The following is a 20,833-nucleotide window of genomic DNA, read 5'->3' on the forward strand; positions in this document are numbered from 1 at the left end:
CCTTTTGCCGTGCTGGCACGTATTTACATCTGTAATCAGATTTAGGATATCGTCATGCACATCAATAAACGCCAGTTTCTCTCTTTTGGCAGTATCGGGGTTGCCGCATTTGTTTTCGGCTGCGGCACCGACGCGACCGCCAAAACACGCTATGCCGTAACCTACAGTGATGCCGAATGGAAAAAGCGATTGCCGCCCGCAGCCTATCGTGTGTTGCGGCAAGAAGATACCGAGACGCCTTACACCAGCCCGCTCAACAAAGAAAAGCGCAAAGGTACCTTTGTCTGTGCAGCTTGCAGCCAGCGGCTTTTTTCATCTTCTACAAAATATGACAGCGGCACCGGCTGGCCCAGTTTCTGGCAACCATTGGCCGGTGGTGTCGGGACAAAGACCGACTATAAAATCGGATTGCCCCGCACCGAAGTACATTGTGCCCGTTGTGGTGGACATCTGGGTCATGTGTTCGATGACGGACCAAAGCCAACCGGGAAGCGGTACTGCATGAACGGCGTCGCCATGAAGTTTGTGCTTGGCTAAGCTTTACTTGTTATCCCCGATCCCCGAAAAATCCAGCTCAGCCGGTTTCTTTGCAGGGTCGGCTTTGCGGTGGTTTTCGATGATGGACAATATCGCTGATGCACGCCCGTCTTGCTGGGCATATTCCCGTGCCGAATATCCGGCACGGCTATCTTTCTTGTCCGGATTTGCACCCGCTTTTAACAAAGCGCGGACCGCCTCGATATTTCGCAATTGCACAGCCAGTATTAAAGCTGTTTCACCTGATCGATTGGTTTGATCGACCTGCGCCTTTTTTTCTACCAGCGCCTCGATGCCTTCGACATAGCCAAGCTGCGTCGCCAGCATTAAAGGAGTTGTGCCCTTTTTGTCGGCAAGACCGGGGTTGCCGCCCTTTTGCAGCAAATAGCTCAACCAAGTTGAATCCCGGCGCTGTATTACAATATGCAAGGCGGTCTCACCTGTGCTGCTGTCGCGAGTATTAACGATCACTGTTCCCGGTTCGGAAAGAAACTTTTCCGCCTCGTCACCTTTACGTTCTTTGACAGCTTTCAAGAAATTATAGCTATCTGAAAACTGCGCGTGTGCGGCCGGTACAAATACTCCCGCAGATATTGAAAACAACGCCGCAGCGGCAGCAATCAAAACCAATTTCTTCTTCAAGGAAAAGCGCCTCATATTTCTAAAACCAAAATGCTTGATATCCGCGCATTAGCAGACCATGTCTGCCGCTGCTATGAACAAAAACCTCTGCTTCGCGCTTTCTGTCGCACTATCATCTCTTCTCCTGCTGGGCGCATGCAATCAGACGCCTGAAAAGCCGTCACTATTGGAAGCGCCGCTGGCCGGAGCCGCAATCGGCGGCGACTTTGTTCTGACCGACCAAGATGGGAAAAAACGGACCTGGAAAGAGTTTAACGGCAAATATCGTGTCGTCTATTTCGGCTACACCAATTGCCCCGACATCTGCACGCCGGATATGCAAAATCTAATGGCCGGATTGAAAGCTTTTGAAAAATCCCAACCCGCATTGGCCACCAAAATTCAGCCGATTTTCATTACCGTAGACCCCATGCGGGACACCCCCGACGTGCTGAAACAATTTGTCAGTGCTTTTCATTCACGTGCAATCGGCCTGACCGGTACCGATGCCGAAATAGCCGATGCCGCCAGGAAATTTGCGGTATATTCGAGCCGCGTCGAAGGTTCGACCCCGGAAAATTACCTGATTAGCCATAGCCAAACCCCTTATTTGATGGACCCTGACGGCAAGCCAATTGCGATCTTGCCCGCCGATCAGCCCAAAACCGACGCGAATGAAGGTGCGCCTGATTTGGTAGAGGCCGAACTGGATAAATGGGTGCGATAGGCGCTCAAATGACAGAAACGCCCTTTTGGGAAGCGCCCATAGAGACCCTTGATCGCGCACAATGGGAATCTTTGTGCGACGGTTGCGGAAAATGCTGCCTGAACAAGGTGGAGGATGAAGACACCGGGCGAATCTATCCCACCAATGTCGCCTGCAAATTGCTTGATCTTAAAACGTGCCGCTGCGCCGATTACCGAAATCGTAAGGCCATTGTGCCCGAATGCCTGCGTCTAACACCGCGCAAGATTGACGACTATGTCTGGCTTCCGTCCACCTGCGCTTATGTCCTGCGCGCGGCTGGACAGCCACTGCCCGATTGGCACTATCTGATCAGCGGCAGTGTTGAAACGATTCATGAAGCTGGCATGTCGGTGAAAGGTCGGGCAATATCCGAATTGCATGCTGGACCGCTTGAGAACCATATTATCGAACAGCCTCTCTGACCCGGAGGTGGATATCGAAGGCGAAAGCGTTCCGGTGCGTATCCGGCGCAACCCGCGTGCCCGCCGGATTTCAATGCGCGCCGATGCGGTGAAGCGCGAAATCCGGATTACAATGCCCCATTACACACCGACCAATGTCGCGCTCGATTTTGTGTCGAAGAAGCGCGAATGGATTGCCGCGCGGCTGCAAAGCGCGCCGGATGCAGCGCCCATAAGCCCAGGCGGTGAAATCGCGGTAGAGGGCGAAAGCCATCGCATTGAATGGCGCGAGGAGTGGCCGCGCACGATCCGGTGCGGCGAAGGCATGATCCGGCTCGGTGGCCCCGAAGCATCGGTTGAAGCGCGTGTCCTACGTTGGCTGAAGGCGGAGGCGCGGCGGATTTATGAAAAGGAAATCCGGCATTATTGTGAAAAAGCCGGCGAACCGGTGCCGCGGCTGTCGCTGGGCGATCCCCGAAGCCGTTGGGGGAGCTGTTCCAGCCGAGGCACGATATCGCTGAGTTGGCGCCTCATCATGGCGCCGGTTCATGTCCGGCGATCCGTCATCGCGCATGAGGTCGCACATATGCGGCATATGGACCATAGCCCTGCATTCTACGCATGGCTGGACACGCTGTATGAAGGCAATCGAAAAGATGCAGATCGCTGGCTCAAAATGCATGGCACAGCTTTACAACGCGTTGGACGATAGGAGAATTTAATGCTGGAAATGCGCGAAATATGCGAACGCTGCACCGCGCCGCTTGGTTGGGACAGCAGTGAAGCCCGGATTTGCAGCTATGAATGCACTTTCTGCGCGCCGTGCGTCGACGGGCCGCTTAACGGGCGTTGCCCCAATTGCGGCGGGGTTTTGCAACCCCGACCAACCCGGGTTAGAAAAACGGCCTGACCCTCCCGCGGACGGGAACGGTCCCGTATCAGCTTTTGGTGATCTCGCTGCCGAGCGCACCATATTTCTTTTCGAAACCGGCAACGTCGCCCGCGACCAGAAGCGAGGCCTGATCAATCCAGTTATCGCGGGTAATACGACCGGCGAAATTGCCGAGCTTTCCGTCCAGTTCCGCCACGTCGGCAGCCGTCATCTTTGCGACCTGTGCAAAGCTGGTCACGCCGAGCGATTTAAGCAGAATATTCAACTTGGGGCCAACGCCCTTTAGCAATTCAAGATTGTCAGGAATGACCAGTTTTGCCGCTGCTTTCGGCTTTGGGGTAGTTTTCGTTTTTGGCGTGGCTTTTGCTTTGGATGCTGGCACCTTGGCTGTAGCCGCAACGGCTTTTTTGGTCGCAACCTTTGCTTCGGGCGCTGCTTCTGCCCCTGCCTTTGCTTTTGCCTTTACCGGGGCTTTTGCAGGTGCCTTCACGGCAGCCTTTGGCGCAGGCGCTTTTGTTGTAGCAGCCTTATTCGCTTTTGCCTTCGAGACAGCGGTTTTAGGTGCCACTGCCTTTTTCGCCGCCGGCTTGGCGGGTGCTGCTTTCGTGGCCGCCGCCTTTAAAGGTGCCTGCGCTTTTGCAGGGGCCGTCTTTGATGCAGGCGCCGGATCATCCATCAATTTGGCGGGTTCGGTGATTTTAGGCGTCGCGGGAGGAGGTGTGGCCGCAACCGGTGGGGCTTGGACAGCCTTGGGCGGCGAAACGTCTTTCGACCCTTCGTCCTTTTTAACAGAGCCGCGTGCAAGCAGCCACCATATCAATGCCGCAAATATGACAATCGCACTCAAGATAATCGGCAAATTAGCAGTCATGATGGTCTCCCGAAAATAGCCCTCAACTCAATTTCGGATGATAGGCTGATTTTCTGAAAAAGCAAAAGCGCTAATCATGCCTCGGCTTCGCGCTCTACTTCGCGCCAACCTATATCGCGACGGCAAAAGCCGGTCGGAAAATCAATAGCATCGACTGCGGTATAGGCATTTAACTGCGCTTCTGTAACCGTCGCGCCAGTTGCCGTTACATTAAGGACGCGGCCGCCATTGGCAATCAATTGGCCATCTTTTTCAGCCGTACCCGCATGAAATATTTTTGCCTTTATTCCATCCTTCAAGACTATTGCTCCGCCCTTTTCGGGTGTCCCGGGATATCCATCTGCCGCCATAACCACCGTTAACGCCGCTTCTGGCAAAAAAGCGGGTGCCGGTGCACCTGCGAGTTGTCCGTTTGCGACCGCAAGCATCAATGCCGCCAGATCACCGGAATAGCGTAACATCAGCACCTGGCATTCCGGGTCACCAAAGCGCGCATTATATTCGATCAATTTAGGGCCTTCGTGCGTCAACATAAGGCCGGCAAATAAAACCCCTGAATAAGGCATATCTTGCGCCGACATATAAGCGACGGTCGGTTTGATGATGCGCTCCATCACATCGGCCTGCATCGCGTCGGTTAGAACCGCTGCGGGCGAATAGGCCCCCATGCCACCGGTATTGGGCCCGGTGTCGCCATCCCCAACCCGCTTATGATCCTGGGCTGAACCGAATGCGACGACATCCTTACCATCCGTCAGCGCAAAAAAGCTTGCTTCTTCGCCGGTCATAAATTCTTCAAGAACGACCGAAGCGCCCGCATCACCAAAGCCGCCGCCGAACATATCTTCAATCGCCGCTTGGGCATCTTGGGACGTTTCGGCAATAATCACGCCCTTGCCTGCGGCAAGCCCGTCGGCCTTGATAACAAAAGGCGGTTGAAACTCGGCAAGGCCTGCAAGTGCCGATATCTTGCTATCATGCCGCCTGTAACCGGCCGTCGGGATATTGGCAGCCGCACACATATCCTTGGTAAACCCTTTGGAACCCTCAAGCTGAGCCGCCTTGCGATTGGGCCCGAACACTGGAATGCCGGCATCGCGCAGGGAATCGGCAAGACCATCGACCAACGGCGCTTCCGGGCCGATCACCACCAATCCGATATCATATCCCGCGCAAAAAGTAATAACTGCGACATGATCCAGAATATTCAATTCAACAAGTTCCGCCTCTTCGGCAATGCCGGGATTGCCCGGTGTAGCGAAAAGTGTATCGCAGTGGGGCGATTGCGCGAGTTTCCATGCTAGCGCATGTTCGCGTCCGCCTGAACCAATGAGCAAGATATTCATGTCCGATAACGATCCCAACGCCACAACAGCGCGCCTGTTAGCGGAGGAGCGCCCCGGCGACAATGCCCAGGCAATGAGCGTGTCGGAATTGTCTTCGGCTCTTAAACGTACTGTCGAGGACCGGTTCGGTCATGTGCGGGTGCGCGGCGAGATATCGGGTTACAAACGCGCAGCTTCCGGGCATATCTATTTCAGTCTGAAAGACGAAAACGCCCGACTGGACGCCGTGATGTGGAAAGGAGGAGCCGCGCGTTTACCGTTCGTCCCCGAAGACGGACTTGATGTTGTCGCAACCGGCAAACTCACCACCTACGCCGGTCGTTCAAATTACCAGATCGTCGTCGAAAGCCTTGAAGTTGCAGGCGAGGGCGCGATGATGCTCTTGTTCGAAAAGCTGAAAGCTCGATTGGCCGCCGAAGGCCTGTTTTCACCCGAACGCAAAAAACAGCTGCCCTCACTGCCACGCACAATAGGTGTTGTGACGTCACCAACCGGGGCGGTGATCCGGGACATTCTCCACCGTCTTGATGATCGTTTCCCCAGCCACGTCCTGGTCTGGCCGGTATTGGTTCAAGGTGATGGTGCCGCAGCGCAAATTGCAAAGGCCGTAAATGGATTTTCTGCCATGCCTGCCGACGGCTCCGTCGCCCGGCCCGATCTGGTGATTGTGGCACGCGGTGGTGGATCGATTGAGGATTTATGGGCATTTAACGAAGAAGTCGTGGTTCGTGCTGTTGCCGATTGCACTATTCCGGTCATTTCGGCTGTCGGCCATGAAACCGATACGACCTTGTGTGACTTTGCCGCAGACCATCGCGCGCCAACACCTACCGCCGCGGCCGAAATGGCAGTTCCTGTGCGAAGCGAACTGCTGCAACGCGTTGGACAGGTCGCGCTGCGTATGTCCGGTGCCGTCCGGCGCCATGTCGACCGCGCGACCGAACGGTTGGAGGCGCAACGAAGGTTGATGCCACGGCTAACCGAACTTTCCGCCCCGCATCAGCAGCGCACCGACGAACTGTCCGAACGCCTTCGCCAGTCTCTCAGGTCATGTGTCGGGAAGGCCGAGCTTGCCTTTTCCGGCCCAGCACAAATGCTGAACCCGCGCATGCTTTTGCGTCAGGCAGAAAAGGATCAAAGACGCTTGGACGCCTTGACTCGGCTGGTTAGCAGTCTGCATCCCGAGGCACCGCTCAAGCGGGGCTTTGCACGCGTAACCGACGCACAAGGAAAAACGATCCTGTCGCGTGACGAGGCGATCAAAGCAGGCAATGTTGGCCTGCGCTTTGCCGATGGCGATGTGGGCGCATCGGTTCATGGCGGCGCAATATTACCCAAAGCTGCTGCAGCCAAGGCAGCGCGACCCCAACCCAATCAGGGTAATCTCTTTGACGGTTAGACCGTCATTGCCCATTCATGTGCTTTGCGCCATAATGCGCCGATGTTGATGTCGAGCAAAAGCAAAGTCGCCCGCCTGCACTATATGGCCAATGGATTCCGCTTATTAAGCCCGGGTGACCATGTCTTGTGCGCGATTACCGGCCACGTAATTCCGCTTGAGGAACTGCGATACTGGAGCGTTATCAAGCAGGAGCCTTACGCCAGTGCTGAAATTTCGACGCGAGCGGCATTGGGCAAAGGCTGAGGCCGATATGAAAGGGCAAAGTTCGACTGCGCTGCTAATGTTCGCGGCGCTGGCCACCTGCACGGCAACGCCGCCACACGCCGCAACCCTTGAACATACAAAGCCCCCCGTGGTAATGACACCGGCTGCATCCGCGCCTGTGGAGAGCGTCCGGTCCGATTTCTGGCTTTCGGGCGATGCCGTTCAAGGCGGCCTAGTTACTGGCCAAGCGCCTTCCGGGACCCGAACTGTTCTGCTGAATGGCAACGAAGTTCCGATATCAGCCGAAGGCTTTTTTTTGATTGGCTTTGATCGTGACGCCGAAAACAGTTTTAGCCTGGTAGCCCTTTTTGCGGACGGAAAACGCAAGGATCTTTATCTTCCGGTCGCGCCAGGCAACTGGCGAATTGAACATGTCGCCGCCAACCCCACAGGGGGCGCTAAAACTTCAGAAGAATTCCAGGCGCGACGTGGCGCGGAGCTCGCGCGTATCAACGAAGCCAGAACCTTTCGTTCCAACAGCAACGGATGGCGCCAGAATTTTATCCGGCCAGTTGCCGGCCGAATTTCAGGCCTTTTCGGGGCGCAACGAATCTACAACGGGACGCCGGGCAGCTACCACAGCGGAATGGATATAGCTGCGCCCTCCGGCACCCCGTTTATCGCTCCCGCCGACGGAATCGTGACCCTCGCCGCCACAGACACCTTTACTCTGGAGGGGCATCTTTTGATGATAGACCACGGCATGGGCCTTAACAGCGCATTCCTGCACTGCTCCGAACTTTTGGTGCGCGAAGGCGACGTGGTGAAACAAGGCCAGATAATTGGCAAAGTCGGCGCGACCGGCCGCGCCAGCGGTCCGCATTTACACTGGGGCATGAAATGGAACAGCGCGCGGATTGATCCCAGATTGTTAATCCCGGCCGCTTAATCGCGGCGGGAAGGCGCTTACTTCAAGCTAATTTACCCGCTTCATACGTATCGCCCTTTGCCCTGCAATATTGGCGAAATAACTGCCCATGGCAGCTTGCCGGATTTTAATTTCCATGCCCGCTGCGGGGCTCCGCACGACGGATTGCGTGTCGACCTGCACCCAACGCGCACCGTCGTCCAAAATGATCGTCCATTGGCCATAGCCGGTCTGAAAGGCAGAATCGATCTTTGCAACCAGTTCGAATTTGTCTTTTTCTGCGTTGTCAGTGCCAAAGATTTTGAGTTTGGGGATCGAAAAGCCAAATAAGCCGCGCTTTGCTTCTTTCATCGACGCCGAGTCCGCCAGAACCAGCTCGTCCTTTTTTTCCGCCTCATCCATTGCGGCAACTTTGGAATCATAGCAGGCCAAGCGTGCGCCCGAATCTGCTATTGACCGGCAGCCCACAAGTTCTTCGAACACCGCAGGGCGAACTTCAGGCAATTCCTTATCTTTGCCGATAACCGGGGAGGCCAACGCGACGAAACCCCCGACGAGAACCAGATGCCTCATTATTTTCATGCTATTCCCTCTCGATCATTCGGGAGCGGTTTTAACAAGCAATAATAGATATCTGCAAGTCAGGAATGGAAATGCTTCAACCGGCTTTCCAATCGCTGGCAGTTGCAAAAGCCGGCAGTGTTTTTGGCCGCGGTTCTGCGTCCGTGTTTTGATAATATCCCGGAGGCAGATTGGTGATGGGCATTCCGGCCGCCGCCAACATATAAGGGGAAATGCGTCGGCTGGTGCACAGCCCGCCATTGCCATCATTGACCAGGCGCTCTTCAAATTCGATACCCTGTTGATGTCCCATCGATCGTACCACGGTGGATACCGCAAGCTGCCCATCGCCAAAATCCAGGACAAAATTTGTGCCCTCGGGTACATTCACGATGCCTTCAATCAAGGCACCCGAAACCGACAAGTTCCGCAACACAACATTGTAGCAGTGATTCTCGTGTATCACGCCGATTTTACGGTACATCGAATGCCGGTCACCTCGCGTTACCGCAGGGCCTGTCGGCGTGATTTTCCATTCGCCAGCCTTTAACCGTTCGAGCAATTCTTCATTACTAACGGCCTGGCTATAGATAAACCCTTGAACATGGCTGACATTAAGATCGCGGATCATTTCCAACTGGTCCAGCGATTCAATACCTTCGGCGGTCGTATCCATATCCAACGCTTTAGCCAGCGCGACTATGGCAGCGATAATCGCGCCATCACGGCTGCCCGGCTCGGTCGCGGTGCGAACAAAGCTTTGGTCGATCTTGATCTTGTCAAACGGTGCAGTCCGCAAATAGCCCAACGACGAATAGCCGGTTCCAAAATCATCCAATGCCAAGCGCACTCCGATTTTTTTGAGCGCCTGAAACATTGAGTCCGTATCCGAAGATTCCTGCAAGAAAACGCCTTCGGTGATTTCTAGCTCAAGTCGTTCCGGAGGCAGCCCTGAAACGGAAAGCGCGCTTTCAATCGTTTTGGGCAGCAAGTCATTGGCAAATTGAATCGGCGATACATTGACGGCCACTTTCAATTTTCCGGGCCAAGTCGCCGCTTGTTCACACGCTTTTTGCAAAGCCCATTCACCAAGCTCGCCTATCAGATTTGTTTCCTCGGCAATCGGAATAAAGACGGCGGGTGAGATATGCCCCCGTTCCGGATGCTTCCAGCGGATCAGGGCTTCAAAACCTGTAACCGCATTGGTCTTTGCATCTACCACGGGTTGATAGGCGAGCCAAATCTGGTCGTTGGCGAGAGCATCGCGCAAGTCTTCCTCGAGAACACGACGGTCCTCCGCGACTTGCAACAGCTCGCTCGAATAGAATCGGAACCGCCCGCGTCCTCCACCTTTGGCCGCATATAATGCAAGGTCCGCATTCCGGATCAAATCTTCACTGCTTTGGCCATCAAATGGGCTAACTGCAATGCCGACCGACGCACCGATAATGCAGCGGCTTCCGTCGACCGAATATGGGTGCGAAAGGCTTTTTATGATCTTATCCGCAAGATCCCCCAACGTACCGCGATCATCGACGTCCTGCAGGATAATCTGAAACTCATCGCCACCCAAGCGGCCAATTTTTTCGCGATCTCCGACAACTTTTATAAGACGTTCCGCGACTTGCTTCAGCAAGGCATCGCCGGCCGGATGGCCAAGCGTATCATTTACAAGCTTGAACCGGTCCAGATCAATCAACATGATCGAGCACGCCCGCCGTTGATTTTTGAAGGCGGACAAAGTGGTGTCGAGCAATTTCGACATCCTGAACCGGTTGAGTAAGCCCGTTAATGAATCGTAGGTCGCAAGCCGCGAGTTATCTTTCGCGTTCATGCGTTGCACGGTGATATCCGCGCCGCTGCCCCTATATCCGCCGAACTTTTCGGCCGAATGGAAAAATGGCCTGCCTGATACCGCCCACCAGACCTCTTCTTCGCCCAGCTTCGCGGCTTGCAGAGGCAAATCGTCGAATTTGGATTGCTTTTTCAAAATGAACGGTAGCGTTCGTTGATGTCCCGCCGCCGCATCAGACTGCTGGAAAAGCTGTGTAAACGAAGTGCCGATAAGAGCATCCGTTGTCGTGCCAAGTAACTCGCCAACCGATGCGCTGATATATGTAATCAACCCCTTTGAATCGGTGGACCAGAACCATCCACGCCCGCTTTCTTCGAAATTTTGCAAAAGCAGAGTAGCATTTTTTGAGGCGTTAGCGGTTAGCGTACTTTCGGGCCGATGGATCGCGCGATTGGCGAATTTGCCGAAAAACCCGTGCGGCTCATCTGGTGATGAATCAGGATTCGCGCTCCATGAGAATTTACCTGCTGCCATTTTACAAAAAATCCACCTGATCCGTCGCGGGATATAACAAAGGGCCGTTTCTGAATGGTAAATTTTCCCTTGTTTTGTCAGCTTATAAAAGAGTTCGTTCGATAAACCAGTAACCCGCGGTGATTCCTATCCCATAGGTTGCCCATTTTATGGTCGGGTCCAGCAAAGGTGAAAACCGCATTCTCAGGATTTGCATGGCCAACATGGTCACGCCAACGATAGCGATTTGACCGGCTTCAACCCCTAGGTTGAACGTCAAAAGGGAAATGGGAACATCATGTTCAGGCAACCCAATTTCTTTCAGCGCACCGGCAAAGCCAAAGCCATGCAAAAGACCAAAGCCGAACGCGACCACCCAAGGCACGCGTTCCGAGAGTCGTTTTTCGTCCGGTCTGCGTTTGATGATTTCCACCGCCAGAAACAGGATCGAAAGGGCAATGACACTTTCAACCGGCTGTTGCGGCAAACCGATCCACCCGAAGGTCGTGCCCGCCAAAGTGAGCGAATGCGCGACGGTGAAAGCCGTTACGGCTTTGGCAACGGTCCAGAATCCAGATAATAAAAAAACCAACGCGACCACGAAAAGAAGATGGTCATATCCGAACAGGATATGGTCGATGCCCGTCAGAAAATAGGTTCCCGCAACTTGCCATCGATCTGTTTTGGCCGACACAATGAAGATCGGTTCTGCAGGCGTGAGCCGCATTACCTGCACCGGCCGGTTCAAAGGCGCAACGCGAACCAAAACATCCGATTGAGCAGTACCGAAATTTTCCAGTCCAAACTTTTGGCCCGCCATATCCCTTCGGCATTGGACTAACATCCGTGTTGTCACCGCAGCGCCTGAAAGCTCCCGACTAGGTCGACCCGCTATTTCGCAAAATGCTGGCAATTGCGGACGTGTTGAAGGTGTAAAACCGCCTTGAACCGGGAATTTCCAGACCAATGTCCATTGTGTCGCTGTATTTTGGGAAAACTCCACATAGCCTGGCCGCAATTCATCGGCTTGCACAGATGCCGGGTACGCCAACAGCATTATCAACCACCAAAACCGGATCACGGCGCGGCAATCTTGATCGTATATCCGTCCAACAGCGCCTGGTACGCTATGCTCTCGCGTTCTTTGGCCGTTTGGACACGCCAGTCATTTTCGACGGCCTGACGCACATTGTCCAGCGACGGCTTGGCCGATGAGCGCACCCATCGCACGCGGATCACGTGAATACCAAAGCCGGATGGAACCGGTCCGGTCCATTCGCCTTTTGGGGCAAGCGTCAATGCTGCAGCAAATGGGTCGCCAAATTCGCGCACAATTGCGGTTCGTGTTGCCCTTTCCAGAGTTTGCGGTAACGATATCGCTTTACCCAGTTTTCGCCAATCGCCGCCCGCCGCGATTTTTGCGAGAATTGGCGCTGCTTCGACTTGGCCATTTTCGCCGAGGTAAATCTGATCAAAGCTTATTTCTGAATCTGTCGCAAAACGTTCCGGATAACGATCAAGCCAGCGTTGCAAGGTACGATCATCGACACTGGCATTTTCGGCCTGCGCCGTTGCCAGAAACTCCATTTTTGATCGCAAGCGCCGACGAATGACGATGTCGTCTTCATCAAGACCAAGCCGTTTTGCCTCGCGATAATAGATCTCTTCCTTGATATAATCACGGATTAGGCCGTCGATTTCGCTTTGCGTTGGCGCACGCCGCCAAATCTGTTCCCAGCTCGCCGAGAGACGTTCAACCTTGACTTGATTTATCAGGATCGTCCGGCTTTCCGCCTCCACACCGCCACCGCGCCAAAGCGACACCAGAAACACAAACATCCCGGCGACCACAAAATGCAGCAATGGCTCCCGAAGCCAAGTGCGGATCTTTGAATTCTGTGAATTGGCACCCTTCATTTTATTTGCCTAAGGCTCCATCAAAACGGTTGCAAGCCCCGTTAAACAGTGTGAGAAATAGCGGCAATTCGGGCCTGAAGCGTCAGGCTTTGCTGCAACTGGGGGGCACGCACCGATTTGACTGACAGTGACCCGACGCCACGCGATACCGAACCGCCACCATCCACCGTGTTTTTCAGCTATTCACGCGAAGATCAGGCGCGGGCAATTCCTATTATTGGACTTATTCAGGATGCCGGTTTTCCGACATGGTGGGACGGCTTGCTCGAAGGTGGAGAGCGGTTTTCCAAATCGACCGAAAATGCACTCGACCGGGCCAAGGCGGTAGTCGTACTCTGGTCTAAAACTTCGGTCCAGTCCCATTGGGTTCGCGACGAAGCCACGCGTGGACGTGACCGCGGCATATTGATACCCTTGTCACTCGACGGCTCAGAACCGCCGCTCGGTTTTGGCCAATTTCAGGTCATCAATCTCGCCCAGTCGCGCATGGATAGTTCCGATACCGAAATTCTCCGCATGTTGCGGGCAATTGCAGCGTCACATCGTTCCGTTCTGAATATGCCGGTTGCTCCCAAGAAACAGGGCCCAAAAATGAGCCGTCGTTTTGCAATTGGCGGCGGGTTGACGGTGACAGCCGCCGCCGCAGGGGCCGGTGGCTTTGCCGTTTGGAACACAGATATATTTGGAGGTACAGCCACCCGCAACAGCGTTGCTGTCTTGCCCTTTGACAATTTAAGCGGCGATCCCGAACAACGATATTTTTCCGATGGTCTGACATCCGAAATACGTTCGTATCTGTCGCGCAATGCTTTGCTGGAAATTGTCGGACAAACGTCATCCAACCAGTTTCGGGAACGTAACCGCGACCCGAAATCGATCGCAAACGAACTTAAGGTATCGTTTCTTCTCGATGGCAATGTGCAGCGGATTGGGGACGCGGTCAAAATTGCCGTCGAGTTGACGAATGGCAAAACCGGGCGAACCAAATGGAGCAACATATTCGAACGGCAGCTCTCCGACATTTTTGCCGTTCAGAGCGAAATTGCAACCGCCGTTGCGGCTGCGCTGTCTTCTGCGATGGAAGACACATCGTCGGGTAAAGCCGCTCTTCAAATTGGCGGGACGAAAAGCTTGACAGCCTTTGATGCATATCTGCGCGGTCGCGACCTCTTCGAAGCTCATATCGACGAAGATTCAGAACGGGCGGCTTTGGCCAAATTCGATCAAGCCATTGCCATCGATCCCGATTATGCGGCTGCCCGGGCGCTACGCTCACGCAATCTGGCGGTGATTGCCAATCAATATGCAACGGCCAATGATCGTAAAGCGCTTTATGATGAAGCAGTCAATGAAGCCGTGTCGGCAACGAAGAACGCGCCAACATTTGCGCCCGCATTTGCAGCGCTGGGTTATGCATTATTTTATGGACGACTTGATGCCAAGGCGGCGCGCGCGCCTTATGAACGCGCTTATGAACTGGCCAAAAATGACGTCGACGTTCTGAGCAGATATGCCGTCTATTGCGCGCGCACCGGACGCTTCATTGCCGCCGAAACCGCAATCAACCGCGCGGCAGTGCTTGATCCGCTTAACCCGTCAATGTTCAAATCGGCTGGTAACATCAAATATGCAGCCAAAGCGTATAATGATGCCATTGGTTTCGCACGCAAGGCATTAGCGCTCAACCCGCAGCGCAGCACATTGCACGGCGACATCGGAAACGCCTATTTCATGCTGGGTGAATGGAGCAAGGCACAGGCCGAATTCGATCTGGAGAGCAACAGCCTGCTGGCGCTGCCCGGGAAAGCAATCATCGCGCAAAAACAAGGAGATCGAAAAACAGCGCAAACCGCACTTTCGGCGTTGATTGCGGAGCATGGTGATAATGCGTTATACCAGCAGGCCCAAATTTTTGCGCAATGGGGAGAATTCGAGCAAGCATTTGCGGCGCTTGACAAGGCCTATGCCGTTTCCGATTCCGGACTTGTGTATTTGCTCAATGATCCGTTGCTTGACCCGATAAGGCAGGACCCGCGCTATAATTCCTTGCTACGTCAGCTTAAATTCGTGTAAACCAAAGTTTCCTGAAGGGGGATATCCAATGCGTAAATTTATTCTTTTGTCGACCGCCGCAGTTCTGTCGTTAAGCGTCATGGCCTGCAACAAGCCTGAAGCTGAAAAAACATCTGAAGAAGTCGTCGCCGACGAAACCGTGGTTGCTGAGCCTGAAGTTGAAGATTCTGCAACTGATCCTAAGACGACGGAACCAGAAACTACAGACCAGGGATCTACCGACCAAGGCTCAACAGATCAGGGTTCGACAGATCAGGGCAGTACTGACCAATAAGCGTTCAAGGTAAACGCTCAACAGTGTTGGAGATTGCGCGCACGCGCGTCTCCGCCTGTTTGATCCAATTGCTATATTGTGCCAGATCCACAAACAATGAAGGGTTCTGCTTTCCCTTTTCGATCGCACCACATCCAACGCCGCCCGACACCAAGCCGACCTGCATAACGCGTCCATTCGATTGCTGAATTACCGGGCCACCGCTATCCCCCCGGCAACTGAACGTATTTCCCGGTTTTTTGCGGTCTTCGGGCGTGACAGCACAAATCTTTTTGTCGATATTCTGATAGCCGGGCAAAAGTTTACAGGCGGTGGTATCATAAGCCTCCATTGCGGCAATCCGCAGTCTATCCTCGGCAAATTGGGGGCCAGCCTGTGTCCGTTCATGCCGTTCGGACCGGCGGACCACTCCGGTATAGCCCCAGCCAAGCACTCTAATATCCGATCCGGTGACAATCTTGCCAAATCCCGCCACAGTACCGGGTAGTTTGATTGCATATTGCGTTGCAGGAGCGGCGATGGATTCAATCCGCAGGACCGCAATATCATCCTTTTGGCTGCCGGGCTGATACCCTTTGTGCACCACAACCGAAGCAATCCGGTACCGCGCGCCGCCTTGGCTCAAAGTTTGCGTGCCAACCAGAACTTCCCGCGTGGCAAGCACTTTCTTGCCGTCGACCGGCGGATGTGCAACGCAATGCGCCGCTGTCAAAACAATATTCTTCGCAATTAACGACCCTGCACACCGATGGTATAGTTGAAATGGCAATTGCGTTGCCAGGGACTTGCCTTTGGCACCGGCCAATGTATCTTTTTTAATTTGTGCTTTGGTATAGGCCTGATTGGAATAGATTTGCACCTGCCACGGCGCAAATCCGGCTTTAACAATGTCACCACCGCCTACCGCGAAAGACTTTTTTACGACAGACGCGATTGTATCGACGTTCATGCTCCAGCCTTGGGGTGCTAATTTCTCCCAACGGGGAATGGAAATGTCCTGCCCGGACAGAAAAGCGCACAAAGCTTCGGCAACGGGGCTGTTACATTTTGACGGGTCCAATTTTGAAAAATCGGACTGGAGTATCGCACCGTCAATCGGGCTATCGGATCTCAGAGTGAAAATGTGGTATCGCCCCTGGACAAGTTCGATGGGATCTCCTTGGGCTTCCAGTACCGCGTCTGGTTCCAAAGCCGACATACTGCTCAGGACAAGCCGCAGTTCATTTTCCGGGTTAATCAGAAACAGATATATATAATGCGGGCTTTTGCTCTCGTTACGCACGGCAAATCGCACTTTGTCATTGGTACCGAGTTTGCGTAAATCAGAATTACCCGTTTCGGGACACTGCTGATCCCCCTTTTCCGCGCATAACGAATATTGATGTTGGCCGGTTGGTTGCGCGTTCGCGACTAACGCACGGGCGCGGATAATCTTGGAAATCTCCCGATTGAATCTATCGCTAAATTGCGGATCATCAGGATTGCCCAGTAGAATGACCGAATTTACTTTCTGTTCAATAGCGGATATGTCGTAATTGTTGGAAACAAAAGATATGTCAGTGTCGTCTGCGCTCGCGGACATCGGCGGGTGGAGCATATCAAACAAGACCAATTGTGACGGATCATCGACCGAACGGCTCATTTCAAATTCGGCTGGCCAGCCCACCTGCAACACTGAATTTCGGGCGACGATTTCCTGCATCCGTCGATAGTCACGACCTAAATTCTGGCGAAAACCGATGGTAACGGGCCGCTGGTCCACGCACAATGCGTTCGACGGTGCGCGCGCTCCGATAACAAATCCCATCCCGGCATTTGCAGGTTCACATCCCGAATCCTCGGGCGGTTTTTCGCCTTCATCGTCCAAAGGCCGCCCGTCTTGGTAGGCATCGAGTTGCTGTGCAGATGCGGTTTGCGAACTGCATATCCCTGCTATGAACAAAAGCCCTAATCCCACAACATAGCAGAATTTCGGAGCGGACGGCTTGGTTCCATGAATATGCTGCGTCATCTTCCCCCCAATGGAAGTAACCGGAGCGACCCGAATGCGTCGGATATCACAGCAACTGTTCGGGGGTAACCCCCGATACAATATCTTAAACCGGCACCGTAATATGCTTGCCGCCAAAAACCGCTTGCCAATTTTCTATCTCGTCGACCACGATATCGTCAATCGCATGGGCAAGACCCGAAACATGGGCATAAGTGATGGAACTGGCTGGGGCATCGAGCAACAATGCAATCCGCGTTTGGACATCGCCAAGTTTTTCCGCCGTAATCTCCGAAATCGCTGCAAAGCGTTCAAAATCGCCGAAATAATGAATTCCGGCAAAGGCGCCCCCCAAAGTCGGAAACAAAACGCCCAGAAACGTGAAAGACTTGGCGACATCGTGCGGCACATCATGTGGCAGCCAAGCCAGTTTTGCACCAACTTCGATGGCGAGATAAAAGGCCACCGAAAGCACCGCGAACAAAAACAGCAGTTCGGACGTTCGGTGCAAATTATGCTGTGTGCGTTTCAGACGGGCTGCCTTGCCCTGATGATAATGCAGTTGCGGTGACACATGATGGTCGCGCATCAACATCAGCACCCCACGCAAGAATTCGGGTGCGACGTTCATTTGCGGCAATCCGACCCCGCGCATCACATGCCGGACGTGCCATTCAGGCCAATTTCCGTTCGAACCTCGCGGCCACCGACCTGTTGATCGGGCGACACCCAGCAACAGCAATATAGGAGCATGGCGAAAATATTCAGCGACGCGGCGGGTTTCGAACCAGCGTTCATGCCAGTGCCGTTTCTTGCCCGTTAAAAAGATAACGACAATCGCCATCAACAACAGAAATTCAAAAGCCGCAAACCCCCATTTTGCTTCTATGGATGCAAATGGAAGATAGGCGATACCGCCAATGATTGCGAAAGCCGAGAGCAGAAAGCTGGCAACCATCCCGCCGCGATAGGCATCCGATAGCCAGGTCGATACCCCGTCCGCCCAGGCAAATGGTTTCAAAATATCGGTAGCGATATGATCCGCAATGACCGGATCGCCACCGGGCAACTCTTTAGCGGTTTGAAGCATAAGAGCTCCACTGCCATCTGCGATCCTATCGGGATGTTCATAATATTGCGTAAGGTTACGAAATGCGCGCATGCCGCCTTCACCAAACATGGCCTCGACCCTTCGATAGGCCTGAAAAAAGCCATTGCTTTTGTTCCGCCATGTCCGGTTGGCGCGTTCGTTTTGCCAATTATCGCCATTCGGGCACAATGTTTCGCGCACGATTGCCCGTAATACAGTCTCTGCATCGGATGTTCGTGTGCGATGGGTCAATCCGGCCAATTCTTCGGTCGCACGTAAGATATGCCATTTTTCGGGATTTGCGGCGTCGATCCATACAACCGCGATGCCTTGTTCCAGCGCACATTCAATTGTGTGGCGCGTCCCGCCCACATTCCCCCGGGTGACGCCGTCCCAGATTCCGACCAATATATCGGAATGTTCGACCATGACGCGTGCAGCCATAGCCGCCCGATCCGAACATATACCAACAAATGCTTGTTCGGCGGCATTGTCATCCGGCGCTGTCAGATGCGCGCGGTATAATGCCTCGACTTCAATATCCTGTTCGGCCAGTTCGAACAGCCTGACTTTATCCGCGACAGTCCTAATTTCTTGGGCACGCTTTGCCGTTTCAGCTTCGGTGGCGAAATTCCCGTCCTGTAACGCCTGCATATCGGCAAGATTTGCGGGCTGAGCGTTGATCGCAAGGTTCAACGCACGCCCGAAAGGCAAAGGCGCGACAACCGGCCAGCCTTCGGCGTGCGCCGCATCGACAGCCATTAAATCGGCCCCGTATGCCAGCAAAGAATGCAGCCGGATGAGCGGGGGTGCTCCCGTTCCAGACGTGCCAGCTTCGTCATCCGCAATTTGGCCCATCAACCCCATCAGCTTCGACAGACTTTTCGAAATTTCGGTTCGATTTTTGGAAAATACGGGGTGGCGGCTTCGGTGGCCGGTAATGCCAATGTCCAATATACAGGTCGGCGCGTTCAATCCGGAAATGCCGCCATTCTCACGTAGCATGCGGACACCCAATCTTTCCCGGACGTAAAATAATTTTATACCAAGAAAATGACTAGAACGGGATATCGATTTGTACAAGCGCCTCGATATATCCGAAGCGGGAAAATCCGGGATCGTGACCGAAGCTTGCTATGGTGCCGCCTATTGGGTATCAGGATCCTGCGATCGTATATGTTGGGTATGTCATTCCATATCCCACCGCTATTTTTATCGAGAGCATTTTCATGACAAACGCCCGTTATTCCATGACCGCGATGATACTTCACTGGTTGATCGCGCTTGCCTTGACGTTCCAGATCGCTTTGGGTTGGCAGTTTGAAACCCTCGAACGTGGCACCAATCTTTTTGGCCTTTACCAGTTACACAAATCCATCGGAATTGCGATTCTCGTGCTGTCTTTGACGCGCTTGTTCTTGCGTTATGCGCGGCCCAGGCCAGCCGCGTTTGCGGATAACATCTGGTCGGAACGCGCGGCCAAATCGGTTCACCTCGCATTTTATGCAGTAATGATCGGTGGGCCACTTACCGGATGGATGCTGGTTTCAACCGCAAAGATTGACGTTCCGACGCTTTTATTTGGCACAATTCCCCTGCCCCATCTGCCGATTGGTCGTTCTTTTCATGAACCGGCAGAAATACTGCACGAGCTGTTGGCGTGGGGTGCAATAGCTTTGCTCATTCTCCATGTCGCCGGGGCTTTGCGGCACCAGTTTTTCAAGCAGGAAAATATTCTGGGACGCATGATTCCTTGGGCAGTTGAACGCAAGGGACCTCTTTTCCTGACTCTGATTTCCATTTCCGCAGCTTTGGGAATTGCTTTTTGGACCGGCAGTTCGATCACGACGGCAAAAACAGGACCTGTTAACACACCGGCGTTGAACAGCCCCATCAATGACAATCCCGAAGCTTCTCAAAATCTGCCAAAAGAAGTTGCAGAGAAGGTCGCGGTGTTACCCGTCGCCGAAGAAGAAATTCCGGCAAGCGACGCAAAGCAAAAGCTTGCGAATTGGCAAGTTTCGCGCGGAGGAAAGCTGGGTTTTTCGGTTGATTGGAACGGAACGCCCATTGCCGGGAGCTTTGGACGATGGACAAGTGACATCCGATTTAGTCCGGATGATCTGGCACACTCAGCAATCATCGTTAATGTCGATTTGGGCTCAGCGTCCACGTCCGATGCGCAACGCGACGAAATGTTACTGGGCGATAGTTTTTTCAATGTTGCCGTTCACCCGAAGGCCGTATTTACATCATCTTCGATCTCCAACGTCGGCGGCGACAAATACCGTGCGCGCGGTACTCTGAAGCTCCATGGCAAGGCGCAGCCACTTACTCTGGATTTTCGACTCAAGATCGACGGCACCAACGCAAAAGTTTCGGGCACATCCCGGCTGAAGCGAACCGCCTTTGGGGTGGGCAGCGGGGAATGGGCTGCCACGGACGAGATCGCGGACAATGTATCCGTATCTTTTGATTTTGCGGCCAAAACCAGAGATTAAGTTTCGGCGCGCCGCAACCCAAGATCATGTGTGCCTTTGTTGCAACGCTTTGATGTTATATGTGCTTTTGCGTGATTTGCGCGGTTTACACCTGCAATGTTTCTTGACTTAAAACGCGATTGCGTTATGACCCAGTCTAAGAAAAATCGGTTGTGGGGGCATGCTCTTC

General features: G+C 53.7%; 20 protein-coding genes. 11 read left to right on the plus strand and 9 right to left on the minus strand.

All coding sequences use genetic code 11. From position 1 onward, the window contains the following. Positions 1–54: 54 nt before the first annotated feature. Positions 55–537, plus strand: a complete 483-nt coding sequence (msrB, locus tag ACKVOS_RS12345; protein WP_409212304.1) for a peptide-methionine (R)-S-oxide reductase MsrB — start codon at positions 55–57, stop codon at positions 535–537. A gap of 3 nt (positions 538–540) precedes the next feature. Here the strand turns inward: msrB and ACKVOS_RS12350 are convergent, their stop codons facing one another. Further along, positions 541–1,179, minus strand: coding sequence for an ankyrin repeat domain-containing protein (locus ACKVOS_RS12350; RefSeq protein ID WP_409212305.1), 639 nt, complete (start codon positions 1,177–1,179; stop codon positions 541–543). A gap of 73 nt (positions 1,180–1,252) precedes the next feature. Here ACKVOS_RS12350 and ACKVOS_RS12355 point away from each other — a divergent pair, with 73 nt between their 5' ends. The 4 genes from ACKVOS_RS12355 to ACKVOS_RS12370 are packed head-to-tail and all read left to right on the plus strand — an operon-like array spanning position 1,253 to position 3,217. Continuing rightward, positions 1,253–1,885 carry an SCO family protein gene (locus tag ACKVOS_RS12355; RefSeq protein WP_409212306.1) on the plus strand — a complete coding sequence of 211 codons (633 nt, stop codon included), beginning with the start codon at positions 1,253–1,255 and terminating at the stop codon, positions 1,883–1,885. 8 nt (positions 1,886–1,893) lie between these two features. Next, positions 1,894–2,328, plus strand: coding sequence for a YcgN family cysteine cluster protein (locus ACKVOS_RS12360; RefSeq protein ID WP_409212307.1), 435 nt, complete (start codon positions 1,894–1,896; stop codon positions 2,326–2,328). Continuing rightward, complete coding sequence (locus ACKVOS_RS12365; protein WP_409212308.1) at positions 2,285–3,019, plus strand: M48 family metallopeptidase; 735 nt, start codon at positions 2,285–2,287, stop codon at positions 3,017–3,019. The genes ACKVOS_RS12360 and ACKVOS_RS12365 overlap by 44 nt, the downstream gene beginning before the upstream one ends. Positions 3,020–3,028: 9 nt before the next feature. Next, positions 3,029–3,217 carry a DUF1272 domain-containing protein gene (locus ACKVOS_RS12370; RefSeq protein ID WP_409212309.1) on the plus strand — a complete coding sequence of 63 codons (189 nt, stop codon included), beginning with the start codon at positions 3,029–3,031 and terminating at the stop codon, positions 3,215–3,217. Between the two features lie 28 nt (positions 3,218–3,245). Here ACKVOS_RS12370 and ACKVOS_RS12375 read toward each other — a convergent pair whose 3' ends face one another. After that, positions 3,246–4,070, minus strand: a complete 825-nt coding sequence (locus ACKVOS_RS12375) for a hypothetical protein (protein ID WP_409212310.1) — start codon at positions 4,068–4,070, stop codon at positions 3,246–3,248. A 74-nt stretch (positions 4,071–4,144) separates the two neighbouring features. Next, positions 4,145–5,416 (minus strand): phosphoribosylamine--glycine ligase, encoded by a 1,272-nt coding sequence (gene purD, locus ACKVOS_RS12380; protein ID WP_409212311.1) that lies wholly within the window; start codon positions 5,414–5,416, stop codon positions 4,145–4,147. Between purD and xseA the strand changes: the two genes are divergently transcribed. From xseA to ACKVOS_RS12395, 3 genes are read left to right on the plus strand one after another with little or no spacing between them, the layout of a single operon-like run. After that, on the plus strand, positions 5,415–6,815 hold the full coding sequence (gene xseA, locus ACKVOS_RS12385; protein WP_409212312.1) for an exodeoxyribonuclease VII large subunit: 1,401 nt from the start codon (positions 5,415–5,417) through the stop codon (positions 6,813–6,815). The genes purD and xseA overlap by 2 nt on opposite strands. Positions 6,816–6,857: 42 nt before the next feature. Continuing rightward, positions 6,858–7,061, plus strand: a complete 204-nt coding sequence (locus ACKVOS_RS12390) for a DUF2093 domain-containing protein (protein WP_409212313.1) — start codon at positions 6,858–6,860, stop codon at positions 7,059–7,061. Then, positions 7,021–7,971, plus strand: coding sequence for a M23 family metallopeptidase (locus tag ACKVOS_RS12395; RefSeq protein WP_409212314.1), 951 nt, complete (start codon positions 7,021–7,023; stop codon positions 7,969–7,971). Before ACKVOS_RS12390 ends, ACKVOS_RS12395 begins: the two co-directional genes overlap by 41 nt. A 27-nt stretch (positions 7,972–7,998) precedes the next feature. On the opposite strand, the gene ACKVOS_RS12400 is transcribed toward ACKVOS_RS12395, so the two are convergent. The 4 genes from ACKVOS_RS12400 to ACKVOS_RS12415 all read right to left on the minus strand — a co-directional run bounded on the left by ACKVOS_RS12400 (position 7,999) and on the right by ACKVOS_RS12415 (position 12,736). Next, entirely contained in the window at positions 7,999–8,532 is a 534-nt protein-coding gene (locus ACKVOS_RS12400; RefSeq protein WP_409212315.1) for a hypothetical protein, read from the minus strand. 76 nt (positions 8,533–8,608) lie between these two features. Continuing rightward, on the minus strand, positions 8,609–10,840 hold the full coding sequence (locus ACKVOS_RS12405; protein WP_409212316.1) for an EAL domain-containing protein: 2,232 nt from the start codon (positions 10,838–10,840) through the stop codon (positions 8,609–8,611). 82 nt (positions 10,841–10,922) lie between these two features. After that, complete coding sequence (locus ACKVOS_RS12410) at positions 10,923–11,876, minus strand: HupE/UreJ family protein (RefSeq protein WP_409212317.1); 954 nt, start codon at positions 11,874–11,876, stop codon at positions 10,923–10,925. A gap of 20 nt (positions 11,877–11,896) precedes the next feature. Then, positions 11,897–12,736 carry a peptidyl-prolyl cis-trans isomerase gene (locus tag ACKVOS_RS12415; RefSeq protein WP_409212318.1) on the minus strand — a complete coding sequence of 280 codons (840 nt, stop codon included), beginning with the start codon at positions 12,734–12,736 and terminating at the stop codon, positions 11,897–11,899. Between the two features lie 117 nt (positions 12,737–12,853). Between ACKVOS_RS12415 and ACKVOS_RS12420 the strand changes: the two genes are divergently transcribed. Both ACKVOS_RS12420 and ACKVOS_RS12425 read left to right on the plus strand, forming a co-directional pair. Beyond that, positions 12,854–14,809 (plus strand): TIR domain-containing protein, encoded by a 1,956-nt coding sequence (locus ACKVOS_RS12420; RefSeq protein ID WP_409212319.1) that lies wholly within the window; start codon positions 12,854–12,856, stop codon positions 14,807–14,809. 28 nt (positions 14,810–14,837) lie between these two features. Further along, a complete protein-coding gene (locus ACKVOS_RS12425) occupies positions 14,838–15,083 on the plus strand; it encodes a hypothetical protein (RefSeq protein WP_409212320.1) in 246 nt (81 codons plus the stop codon). Between the two features lie 4 nt (positions 15,084–15,087). Here ACKVOS_RS12425 and ACKVOS_RS12430 read toward each other — a convergent pair whose 3' ends face one another. Together ACKVOS_RS12430 and ACKVOS_RS12435 are read right to left on the minus strand one after the other, a co-directional pair. Then, a complete protein-coding gene (locus tag ACKVOS_RS12430; protein ID WP_409212321.1) occupies positions 15,088–17,094 on the minus strand; it encodes a S1 family peptidase in 2,007 nt (668 codons plus the stop codon). A gap of 85 nt (positions 17,095–17,179) precedes the next feature. After that, positions 17,180–19,168, minus strand: a complete 1,989-nt coding sequence (locus tag ACKVOS_RS12435; RefSeq protein ID WP_409212322.1) for a hypothetical protein — start codon at positions 19,166–19,168, stop codon at positions 17,180–17,182. Positions 19,169–19,392: 224 nt separating this feature from the next. Here ACKVOS_RS12435 and ACKVOS_RS12440 point away from each other — a divergent pair, with 224 nt between their 5' ends. Further along, positions 19,393–20,664, plus strand: coding sequence for a YceI family protein (locus tag ACKVOS_RS12440; protein ID WP_409212323.1), 1,272 nt, complete (start codon positions 19,393–19,395; stop codon positions 20,662–20,664). Positions 20,665–20,833: the final 169 nt, after the last annotated feature.

Source organism: Sphingorhabdus sp. (genome assembly GCF_046154385.1).
In the GTDB taxonomy this organism is placed as follows: domain Bacteria; phylum Pseudomonadota; class Alphaproteobacteria; order Sphingomonadales; family Sphingomonadaceae; genus Sphingorhabdus_B.

Excerpts from the sequence above, each read along its gene's own strand:
- msrB (WP_409212304.1), top strand. The coding sequence starts at position 55 with ATGCACATCAATAAACGCCAGTTTCTCTCTTTTGGCAGTATCGGGGTT.
- ACKVOS_RS12355 (WP_409212306.1), top strand. The coding sequence starts at position 1,253 with ATGAACAAAAACCTCTGCTTCGCGCTTTCTGTCGCACTATCATCTCTT.
- ACKVOS_RS12360 (WP_409212307.1), top strand. The coding sequence starts at position 1,894 with ATGACAGAAACGCCCTTTTGGGAAGCGCCCATAGAGACCCTTGATCGC.
- ACKVOS_RS12365 (WP_409212308.1), top strand. The coding sequence starts at position 2,285 with ATGCTGGACCGCTTGAGAACCATATTATCGAACAGCCTCTCTGACCCG.
- ACKVOS_RS12370 (WP_409212309.1), top strand. The coding sequence starts at position 3,029 with ATGCTGGAAATGCGCGAAATATGCGAACGCTGCACCGCGCCGCTTGGT.
- ACKVOS_RS12375 (WP_409212310.1), bottom strand. The coding sequence starts at position 4,070 with ATGACTGCTAATTTGCCGATTATCTTGAGTGCGATTGTCATATTTGCG.
- xseA (WP_409212312.1), top strand. The coding sequence starts at position 5,415 with ATGTCCGATAACGATCCCAACGCCACAACAGCGCGCCTGTTAGCGGAG.
- purD (WP_409212311.1), bottom strand. The coding sequence starts at position 5,416 with ATGAATATCTTGCTCATTGGTTCAGGCGGACGCGAACATGCGCTAGCA.
- ACKVOS_RS12390 (WP_409212313.1), top strand. The coding sequence starts at position 6,858 with ATGTTGATGTCGAGCAAAAGCAAAGTCGCCCGCCTGCACTATATGGCC.
- ACKVOS_RS12400 (WP_409212315.1), bottom strand. The coding sequence starts at position 8,532 with ATGAAAATAATGAGGCATCTGGTTCTCGTCGGGGGTTTCGTCGCGTTG.
- ACKVOS_RS12405 (WP_409212316.1), bottom strand. The coding sequence starts at position 10,840 with ATGGCAGCAGGTAAATTCTCATGGAGCGCGAATCCTGATTCATCACCA.
- ACKVOS_RS12410 (WP_409212317.1), bottom strand. The coding sequence starts at position 11,876 with ATGCTGTTGGCGTACCCGGCATCTGTGCAAGCCGATGAATTGCGGCCA.
- ACKVOS_RS12415 (WP_409212318.1), bottom strand. The coding sequence starts at position 12,736 with ATGAAGGGTGCCAATTCACAGAATTCAAAGATCCGCACTTGGCTTCGG.
- ACKVOS_RS12425 (WP_409212320.1), top strand. The coding sequence starts at position 14,838 with ATGCGTAAATTTATTCTTTTGTCGACCGCCGCAGTTCTGTCGTTAAGC.
- ACKVOS_RS12430 (WP_409212321.1), bottom strand. The coding sequence starts at position 17,094 with ATGACGCAGCATATTCATGGAACCAAGCCGTCCGCTCCGAAATTCTGC.
- ACKVOS_RS12435 (WP_409212322.1), bottom strand. The coding sequence starts at position 19,168 with ATGCTACGTGAGAATGGCGGCATTTCCGGATTGAACGCGCCGACCTGT.
- ACKVOS_RS12440 (WP_409212323.1), top strand. The coding sequence starts at position 19,393 with ATGACAAACGCCCGTTATTCCATGACCGCGATGATACTTCACTGGTTG.